This is a genomic window from Streptomyces sp. TRM64462 (assembly GCF_013362995.1).
GTDB lineage: Bacteria > Actinomycetota > Actinomycetes > Streptomycetales > Streptomycetaceae > Streptomyces.
Genome location: NZ_JABWDV010000267.1, coordinates 1 through 2,227 on the forward strand (window position 1 = coordinate 1; position 2,227 = coordinate 2,227).

A 2,227-nucleotide genomic window follows, 5' to 3' on the forward strand; every position below is an offset into this window, starting at 1 on the left:
GCGGCCACGCCCTGCGGGGCCCGCGGTTCGTGCCGTACCGCCGCTTCCCGCCGTACCGCCGCTTCCCGCCGTACTGCCGCGGCTCGGCGTACCGGCGCGGCTCGGCGTACCGGCGCGGCTCGGCGTACCGCCGCCTTCAGGCTCCGTGCCGGATGCGCCGCCGGGGCCGGCGGGGACGCCCTGCGGGCGCGGTGCGTGCCGTTCCACGGACGGGTCCGCCGGGGTGATCAGCCAGCGCGATGCGGGCGTCGCGTACGCGCTGACCGCGAACGAACCGGCCAGGGACTGCCAGATACCGCCGCCGCCGCGCCGCCCCGCGAGATCCAGCCGGTACAGCTCCGTCGCCGACTTCACGGCCTCTCCGACATCGCGCGGGAAGGCCAGCCCGACCTCGGGGGCCGGGTCGGCGTCCGCGAGTCCGATCTCGTGCAGCGGCACGGGGCGGCCGAGCTTCTGTCCGATGGCGGCGGCGATCAGATGCGGCGCCGCACCTTGCGGGATCATGCCCTTCGACACCCACCGGGCCACGGACGTCTTGTCGTAGCGCAGGGTCAGCCCGCGTTGCGCCCCGAGGTCGTTGACCCGCCGGGCCAGGCCGGCGTTGCTGATCCCGGCGAGGGCGAGAACGGTGCCGAGCTTCTCGTTCGGTCCGCGTAGCTCCCTGGACATGCGCCACCCCTCGACACCCAGACGGCCGCCGCACTGCCAGGCATAGGCGCGCGGCATTCGTAAACCCAGCGTAGTTCGCCGCATCCCCACCGTTAAGGGGCGGTGTTCCCTATGGCGGGATTGTTGTGCGGAGGAACGGCCACCGTGCGCCCCGCCGCCCGGTCGCCGTGCTCCCGGCGTGTGGCCGTGCGCCCGTCCGTGCGCTCTGGCCCGTCCCGTGGGGGCAGCGCTTCCATGGTGCTGCGTGGGTCGGCCCGCTGGGCAGGGACCAGCGGGCTGGGGGACACCGCCGCCTCATTCCCCGCGGGCGGCGGACCGGTCCGGGAGGCGAGCAGCGCCTTCCGGACCGGGCGCGTGAACAACGGTTGAGACCAGAGTTGTTGACAAACGTACGGTTTGGTGGGCGCGGAGAATGGCTGAATGATGCCCATTGTTCGGCTGGTCGAACCACCCGAAAGGTGATCCAATCCGGGCTTCCCGGGCCGCTGTTGGCCCATGCCCACCCACGGCAGGGACCACGCCCGTTTCGCCTCCGCCGCCGAGCCGTCACCACATGGCCAATTGCCAGGGGCGCGTTCCCGTTTGGGTCCGCGCCGCCCGGAGGCCCTCCTGTGCGCCTGTTGTCGTGGCAGCATGTCTCCATCGGCACCCTCGACCTCCGCGTCGAGTGCGCCGTATGTGGCTTGAGTTGTCCACAGGCTGTGGAGGCGGCGATGCGCTGGCTGGTGGGATGGAGCAGTATCGCCGCGAGCTTCGGCGCGAGCGCCTTCCGCGCGGGCGGCGTGAGCGGCGTGAGCGGTGTGGGCAGCGTGGGCAGCGTGGGAGGCGTGGGAGGCCCCGACGACGGCGCCACCCTGCAGCCCGTCGGCGGCCAACTCCTCTGGGGCGACCCCGACCCGCTGTGGGCCGTCGGCGACTGGCGCCCCGACGAAGTACGCGTCGTCAGCGTCGACCCCGACACCCGCATCGCCGTCCTCGGCTGCTGCGCCGCCAGCGACGACGAACTCAAGGTCGGCCTCCTCGCCGCACGCGGCGGCGCCCTGCGCCACCTCACCGCCTGGCCCGGCAGCTACACCGCCGTCGTCCGCACCGGCCGGCGCATCACCATCGCCGCCGACCTCGCCGGCGCCCGCCCCGTCTTCCACACCCCCTGGGCCGACGGCACCGCCTACGCCACCGCCGCCCTCCCCCTCGCCGACCTCATCGAGGCCCAGCTCGACATAGGGCACCTCGCCGCCCTCCTCGCCTGCCCCGAAACCCCCGAGGCGCTCCGCGACTCCACCCCGTACGCCGGCGTCAAGCGCGTACCGCCCGGCCACGCCCTCGTCCTGCGCGAAGGCTCCCGCGAGATCACCGGATACGAGACCGTGTCCTCCCTCGCCGTCGCCGCACCCCAACTCGACCCCGACCGCGCCGTCGAGGCCGTACGCGACGCCCTCGTCGAAGCCGTACGGGCCCGCCTCACCGCCCCCCGGCACGCCCCCGCCGCCCAGCGGCCCGACCCCGGCCCCGTCCCCGGCATGGGCCCCGCCGACCGCCGCGCCGCCCGCGGCGCCCC

Annotated in this window: 2 pseudogenes; one reads left to right on the forward strand and one right to left on the reverse strand. The window is 74.6% G+C overall.

Features of this window, described 5'->3' with window-relative positions:
• Positions 1-669: pseudogene (locus HTZ82_RS12560) on the reverse strand (hypothetical protein); the annotation flags it as partial.
• Positions 670-1,382: 713 nt separating this feature from the next.
• Between HTZ82_RS12560 and HTZ82_RS12565 the strand changes: the two are divergent.
• Positions 1,383-2,227, forward strand: a pseudogene (locus HTZ82_RS12565) (asparagine synthase); the annotation flags it as partial.